Raw genomic sequence first — 8,285 nt, forward strand, 5'->3', positions numbered from 1 at the left:
AAGTATTCATCCTATCACTTAGAGTTAACTCCAAGTCAAGGTGTTTTTCAAAAGATGCAAAAAAAACCATTATAAGAAAATTCTTATAATGGCTCAATTCACTATAAATCACAGATTCCTGTACCTTCACCATACATGGCATACCAGTCACTATTAAAATCATCTACTGCTTTTTCAATACTTGGATTCTTGAATATTGTTTTTAAAACATCGACTGGTGCGGTAATCGCATGCGCTCCATAATTGAATGAGTCACGCACTTGCTGAACACCTTTAAAGCTGGCTGCAACAATCTTTGTATTGTATCCATCCATGACAATACGACTTGATAATTCATTGATGAGTTCCATAGGATCACTTCCCAAATTTCCAATACGATTCACATATGGTGCAATATAATCTGCTCCGGCTGCTAATGCCATATAAGCCTGCATTAAATCATACACGGCAGTTGCTGTAACATGAATGCCTTCTGCTTTTAAGATTTTAATTGCTTTCATTCCTTCATAAGAAACTGGTACCTTTACATATACCTGATCATCAATTTCTTCCAAGATACGATGAGCTTCTTTGACGATTGTTTCACAATCCTTAGAAATCACTTGTACATGTAAGCTTCTTTCTTTTCCAATAATGCTTCTGATTGCTCGCATATGATCAAAGAAGTTTTCTGGACTTGTTCTTTTAACAATTGAGGGATTGCTTGTCACCCCCACAATTGGCATATGCTCTACTGCATCCTTAATTTCTTCTAAATCAACTGTATCAATAATAAATTTCATTTTCATTTTCTCCTATTCGATGATTAAATTTTTTAAACCTGTTTGATAAACAACATCATAGAAATGTTGCATTTGTGCTTCTGTAAACATTTTATATTGTTTATTGACACCATATTCAAGATCAACTAATGCATATTTTGAGGAAGCCAATGGATTATAGTTTAATAATTCATACTTAACTTCGGGATCAATATTCACTAAAAACTTTGAAATTGACGTTATATTATCATCAGTGGCAGTCATTGATGGAATCAATGGAGTCCTGATAATTACCTTATCTTTATATTGACTTTCTAATATATATTGTATATGATTTTTGACTAATTGAGAAGAATATCCTGTATAATCTTCATGCACCTTTTCATCAAAGACTTTCAAGTCAGCATAAATCAAATCTAAATATGGTAATGATTTTTCTATCCATTCTAACGATGTGTAGAGTGATGTCTCAATCGCTGTATGAAGACCTTCTGCTTTGCACCTTTTAAGTATATCAATCAAAAACTGTCCTTGCATAAAAGGTTCTCCTCCTGAGAAAGTCACCCCTCCACCATGTTTAAAGAAAACTTCATCTTGCTTGATTTTGTTTAATAATGTTTCAACATCATACTCTTCACTATCATAACGAATAGCACCAGCAGGACATGCTTTGATTAAATTATCAAAATCGCCTTCATAATCAGGTTGAAAATAAGGGCGATGACTGTAAGTCATTTGTCCATCGTATGCTTTCTGTTCACAACGGCGACAATGTATACAGCTATTTTCAAAGTAAAGAAGTTGTTTTTTCTTTGATAATCCCTCTGGATTCTGACACCACTTACAACGCAGTGGACATCCTTTAAAAAAGACTGTTGTACGAATGCCATAACCATCGTGAACTGCAAATCTCTTAATATCAAAAACTAAAGCTTTAGATGTCAACATATGCTGTTCTCTCAATAATTTCATCCTGTAGTTTCCCTGCTAATTCTACAAAATAAGCTGTATAACCCGCAACACGAATGGTTAATGATTTATGACGTTCAGGGTGAGCCTTTGCATCTAATAAATCTTCACGTCTGACAACATTGAACTGTATATGAGGGATTTCCAAATCAACAAAAGCGCGTAGAAAGTTTTCAAATTTCATCATACCTGTTTCACTTTGAAAGAATTCTGGTAAGAATTTCATATTTAATAAACCTCCATTTGTTGTTAAGGAATTGTCCATACGCGAAACTGATTTTAAAACGGCTGTTGGACCAGACATATCTCTACCATAGACTGGAGACATCCCCCCATCAGCGAGTGGTGTTAAAGCATTTCTACCATCTGGTGAAGCCCCTACATTTTCGCCCATTGGCACATGAGCAGAAACTGTATACATTCCTGTATGATAAGGCCCTCCACGATAATTTGTATAATCTTTCATACGATTTCTGAAGTAATTCGCCCATTTTGCGCCTATATTATCCACCCATTCTACATCATTACCATACTTTGGTGCTTTATTTAATAACATTGTCTGCGTGATTTCATGACCTTTAAAGTCAGCTTGTAATGCTTCTAATAATTCATGGCGTGAAATCATTTGTTCATCATAAACCAATTCCTTAATAGCCGCAAAAGAATCTGCTAAATTAGCAACTTGAATCATTTGAATACCTGATAGATTATATTTTGCTCCACCTCTTGTAACATCCAATCCTTTTTCCAAACAATCATCAATGACTGTAGATAAGAAAGCTGATGGTAAACAATCCTGATGTGCTTTTTCTACAACAATTTCTGCTTTCATCATTTCTTCAATAAAATAATCAACTTGCTTTTGGAATGCATTTTCTAGTTCTTCAAATGTTGTATATGTTTCTATGCTCCCTAAATCAAGACCAATCTGATCTCCAGTCAATAAACATTTTCCATGATTCAATGTTAATTCTAAAGCTTTATTGAAATTGAACATCGCAGCGTCTGACCACCCTAAGTTATTCCCATGAGTTGTTAATTCAACACAACCAACAATCGCATAATTATATGCATCCTGTTTTTCTATACCTAAATCATTAATCATTGTCTGAACAATTGATTCATCATTAAAGAATTGTGGCATCCCACTTCCCTTAGCAACGACTTTAATAGCTTCTTGCATCAATTTATGTGAAGAATTTTTATTGAGTCTAACTGATAAATTAGGTTGTGGTAATCCCAGATGATACTGTGCTTTCAACAATAATAATGATAATTCATTATATGTGTCATGTCCCTTTTCATCTAATCCGCCAATCGCAATATTAAAGCCAATTGGGAACCCAGCAAAATATTTCGCACTATGCTGATTTCTTAAATAGACAATCTGATTAAACTTTAACCACAAACATTCTAATATTTCTAAAGCTTCCTGTTGACTCATCAAACCTGATTCAATATCTTTTTGATAGAATGGATATAAATAACGATCCATTCTTCCAGGTGAGAAAGAAGAAGCATTAGACTCCATATGCAATATAACAAATAAAAACCATAATGATTGAACAGCTTCATGAAATGTTTGAGGAGCACGTTTAGTAAGAGCAAGGCAGTTTTCAGCTACTTTTTGTAATGATTGGTGATATTGTGAATCTATATTTGGCAACATGTTCATAATTTCATTATGATATCTCATCATAAAATGAATTGCACCCTCTAAGACCAATATTGTACATTCATAAAATTCTTTTTGTTCTGGTAAACATGTTTTTAATTTTTCCTGTGCTTTTTCTATCAAACCATTTGGTCCTAGTCTTAACCATAAGGCAGAATCTGGACATATATGACCTTGTGCATGATCTTTTTGATTAATTTTAACAACTTTTGAAATAGCATTAATCTGCTCTCCATAGTTTTGTTTAATCACATCTTCCATAGAATGACCTTGCCAATATGGATAAATCACTTCTTTAAATTCATGAATATCTTCATCCCTTACAATAAACTGATCTTGTGGTCTTGTTGGTAATGATTCCATTTCTTCATTCACCCATGAACATCCACTTTCTGGAAAGATAACTCCATAACGTACACCTTTTGTACGATTACCAACAATTAATTCTTCTTTTTCAACACCAATTTCTAGTTCTTCTAATGCTGCTTTTAAAGAAAGTGCTCTTTTCTTTGGTATAGATAATGTTTCATTTTCCTGATAAATACGTGTAATAATTCTTGCTTGTTCAATAGATGCATAACGAGGTGATTCAAGCATTTTCTCTTTTAAAATATCAATTCTTTTTGTTTGAACTAACTGATCCATAGTATCCTCCTATATTATTGATAAACCATAAGTTTCTAAAGTCAACTTTAATTTCTGATTTAAGTCTTTAGAAACAATGAGACCATTAATATCATTTAAAGAACCAAAAACATAATTTCCATATTCTTTAAACTTACGTTCTTCACACAACAAATAACTCTTTTGACTTTGTTCAATAATTGTTTTCTTCATTGTTCCATCATCAATATAATAAGTAGAAATCTGCCCTAATACTGAATCAATACCAACAACCCCTAAGAATGCTTTATCTATTTTAAATGAACGTACCATCTGTGATGAATAACTTCCCCAAAAACCATCACCCTCATCATTTAATTGACCTCCAATAAATACAAGAGATATATGAGAACACTGACACAATAAATTCAAGATTTCTATCATGTTTGTCATCACTGTCAATTTCATTTCACTATTTTGTAATTGTTTTGCAATTTCTACACTAGCAAGTGAAATATCTAAAAAAATTGTATCTTGAGGTTGTAGTAAAGAAATAGATTTTTGAGCAATAATAATTCTTTCATCATTAGGAAAACTTTTGCGATCTGCACTTCTATAAAGATGAGGATTTTCTTTCATTCTCACAGCTCCACCATAAGCTTTTTTTAATAAACCTTTTTTTTCTAGAATAGCCAAATCTTTACGAATGCAATCATCTGTGACATCAAATTCAATACTCAAATCTTTGACACGAACACTTCCCTCTTGATTGACTTTCTCTACAATACAATCTTGTCTTTCTTGAGCAAACATAGCATTCTCCTTTCTTATTATTTATTATTGTTTATTATTATTTCATCTTTATTATACGGCTTTTTATTGAAAAATCAAGATATTTTTATCTACAATCAATACAAAATAATAATTTTGTAAAAAATGGGAGTCTAAACTCCCATAATCATCAAAAGTTCTATTTATCTTGTTCTATGTTTTTGATAACACGACGAGGATTCCCAAATGCAACAACATTTTCTGGAATATCTTTATTCACAATACGCCCTGCCCCAATCACTGAACCACTGCCAATTGTGACACCAGGTAATACAACAACATTGGCACCTAACCAAACATGATCTCCAATTGTTATCTTTGCGCCATCCATAAAATAAGCACTAAATTTGACAAAAATATTTTTGCCAAATTGAATATATAGACCACAATCACATAAAAATGGTGGAACAATTTCTAAATTCTCAACTTTAGATTGGAAAATATCTTCAAGAATACTTGACGTTGTTCTAATTCTAAAGGATCTGTTTGATTATATAAATAACAAAGGTCGTGCGTATTCAATCTATCCTGAAACTTTGGTTCATTGATTTCTTGGAGTGATTCAATCATTTCTAATCTATAATAATATTTTATGCCACACAAACATATCCGAATACGATCATCTTGCTGTAATCTTTAAACAATTGTTTCAACATCACTGTAAGGTATTTCATTACAAAAATTATCTTGTTTATTTCCAATAATCAATGCTCCATTTTCACTAACATAAGTGATTTCATCTTGATAATCATCAAAGAATGACTTCAACTGATAATATTGATTCCCACTTGTAGCAACAAAATGTATTCCATTTCTTTTAAAATATTGATAAATCTTTCTAAAAATACTCCTTTGATAATTCATTTGTGAATCTAAAAAAGTTCCATCCATATCTACTGCAATCAACTTAATCGTAATTTACTCCAATGCACCCTTAACTTTTTTTCTTGTAATACAGCGTTCCTGCTGATTAGCCAATGCATAAATACGTCCATTCAAAAGAATTTGTCTACCTTCTTGATTTCTCGTATAAACAATTTGATACTTTCCTATAAAAGGCTTCATATATTGCGCAAATATTTCTGCATCTTCTTTTCGCTTCGCAAAAATTTCAGGAACAACAAAATACTCTTCTTTCCTAGAGAATCTATGCTTTTTAAATAAAATGTATCTTTGATTATCTATAGGCTCAAAAAATTCATACATACATTTTGCAAACAAAGTTTTATCATGACCTGTTCCACCAGCTAAATAAATGCAATGCAAAACTTGAATCAACTCTGTTTTGACAACACTATGATAGGATTCTAATTGTCCTGTTGCTTTCATTGCCTGCAATACACCTTCACCTAATATTTGTAAACGTGATAAAGGGTTTTTAAACATTACAATTTTTTTAAAGCATAGGGATAAAGCCAAAAGAATCAAGAAACAATAACTCCCAATAATAAAACTTGATTCTCTCAAAACTGGGAATAATACCACCGCCATCATTCCACCCAATACACCACAGACAAGTATTAAAAGAAAATATCTGATTGCATCTACTAAGATTACTGCGGTAATCATTTTTTCTTTGAATTCAACATCATCAATAACTTCTATTTGATCATAAACAGCTAAAGATTCATTCCATCTTTTTTTCAAATGATCTCTCTGTGATGAAAGTTTAAGCATTTGTTGATTTGTCTTATTAATATGATGCTTATTTAATGGAAGAGAAATTGCAGTTAAACGCTCTGTGCCATTTTCAATAATATTTTGTGTATAATGCAGACCAAGGAAATGTTCCATACGTCGACAGAGTGTCTGATAATCCTCACTTGCTTCTATTCCCTCTAAAGATATTGCTTTCTTTGGATCAACACAAACCAAATGCCAAATATGACTTGTTTTATCTGGCTCCTTTATAAAAGTACGAATAGCTCTTCCACGCATCTGATTACTTAACATAAATGAACCTACAAAACTTGCAAGAATCAATGTATTGACACAGGGAGAATCCCACCCTTCACCAAGCAAAGACTTTGTTCCTATCAAGACCTGAATACTACCCATTTCAAATAATTGACTGACAGCACCTACAATAAAATGTTGATCACCACTTATATTGACCTTCACATAATTATTCACTGAACCTATAGACGTGAACGTGACTCTCTTAGGTTCATCTATTATAGACAATAATTGTTCTTTAACATCAGATGGAATGATGACCATTGTTCCACATAAAACACCAAACTGAATATTCATATGACGTTTTTGATTTTCCCTTCTTAATAATTCAAAGAAAGGTAAGACACCCAAATTATGCACATCTCTGCTTTCATCACCAATCGATTTTTCATATTCACTTCGTATATAATCAGTTAATATTAACAATCTCAATTGATTTTTTAGACATCCATATTCATGGAAAACAATATCTTTGATACTTTCACATTTTCCAACTGATTTGACTAACATCTTTTCAAGAGCCTGATTCACAACAATCATAACCTTGTTTTTTTCAATAAATCCTAATGATTTTAATTCTTTTATAAGTTCTTTATGATAATCTTCACTGATTTGAAAAGAATCAGTATCATCATATAATAATCCCTGTAATAAAATCTGTAACCATTTTATAGACATCTTTTCTAATTTCTTATATCCTAATATCTTTTGAAATTCAAAAGGATATGATAACTGCTTTGCTTCTAAATAGATCAGCAATGATGACAAATATTCAGGTTTTTCTAATAAAGTATCTAAATTTATTTCTCCATGTAGACATATATGAGATTGAATAACAATTTGAAAATCAGAATCATTCATTATTTTTTCTAAAAAGTTTTCTCCTTTTTTCTGAAACTCTTTAATTTCTTTTTCTTCCTGAGATGTAGGATAATTAAAATATACAAAGTCCTGATGAGGACATAAACTTCCTTCTTTCACTAACTCAGGAACTGTAATTTCTTCATCAATTTCACCACACATATCTATATAACGATTCCACATAGAAACAGAAGAATCATAAGGAGGTGTCGCAGTTAATGCAATTGTATAATCAAACTTCACTTCTTTTTTCAATAATTCTAATGATTTCCACCATTCACTTCGTAAATGATGACATTCATCTAAACAGATGGTTTGTATTTGAGCATCACGAATAGCCTCTAAAAAATCATAATCATGATAATCTACATCTTCCTTATGAATCAATCCTTCAGACTCTTCTTCAATCAGTTCTCCCTGATAATGAGACATAGCACTATGAATCGATTGATAGGTTGTCACTGTAATTAGTTTTAAATTTTTGATATCTTGTGATATATAATCACTTGTAGTAATCCCCTGACATAAAAATGCTTCTTCGATCCTTCTAACCCACTGTTCTCGAATTGTAATTGTTGGAACAAGAACAATTGCTGGACACTCTAGTAAACGAATCAATTCAATTCCAA

General features: G+C 31.8%; 7 protein-coding genes. All 7 read right to left on the minus strand.

What is annotated here, in order from left to right; genetic code table 11:
* Positions 1-101: 101 nt before the first annotated feature.
* The gene (locus BN350_RS16785) at positions 102-782 is read right to left on the minus strand and encodes a fructose-6-phosphate aldolase (protein ID WP_028044631.1); all 681 of its coding nucleotides are present in this window, start codon (positions 780-782) and stop codon (positions 102-104) included.
* Positions 783-794: 12 nt separating this feature from the next.
* On the minus strand, positions 795-1,733 hold the full coding sequence (locus tag BN350_RS16790; protein ID WP_028044632.1) for a glycyl-radical enzyme activating protein: 939 nt from the start codon (positions 1,731-1,733) through the stop codon (positions 795-797).
* Entirely contained in the window at positions 1,696-4,050 is a 2,355-nt protein-coding gene (locus BN350_RS16795; protein WP_028044633.1) for a glycyl radical protein, read from the minus strand. Before BN350_RS16795 ends, BN350_RS16790 begins: the two co-directional genes overlap by 38 nt.
* A gap of 9 nt (positions 4,051-4,059) precedes the next feature.
* Positions 4,060-4,821 (minus strand): DeoR/GlpR family DNA-binding transcription regulator, encoded by a 762-nt coding sequence (locus tag BN350_RS16800; RefSeq protein WP_028044634.1) that lies wholly within the window; start codon positions 4,819-4,821, stop codon positions 4,060-4,062.
* Between the two features lie 157 nt (positions 4,822-4,978).
* Complete coding sequence (locus BN350_RS21515; RefSeq protein WP_028044635.1) at positions 4,979-5,170, minus strand: DapH/DapD/GlmU-related protein; 192 nt, start codon at positions 5,168-5,170, stop codon at positions 4,979-4,981.
* 305 nt (positions 5,171-5,475) lie between these two features.
* Positions 5,476-5,745, minus strand: a complete 270-nt coding sequence (locus tag BN350_RS21520; protein WP_231385317.1) for an HAD hydrolase family protein — start codon at positions 5,743-5,745, stop codon at positions 5,476-5,478.
* A 12-nt stretch (positions 5,746-5,757) separates the two neighbouring features.
* Positions 5,758-8,285: DEAD/DEAH box helicase family protein (locus BN350_RS19670; protein WP_044600435.1), on the minus strand; the 2,528-nt coding region annotated here is incomplete at its 5' end.

Source organism: Candidatus Stoquefichus massiliensis AP9, assembly GCF_000455285.1.
GTDB classification, from domain to species: domain Bacteria; phylum Bacillota_I; class Bacilli_A; order Erysipelotrichales; family Coprobacillaceae; genus Stoquefichus; species Stoquefichus massiliensis.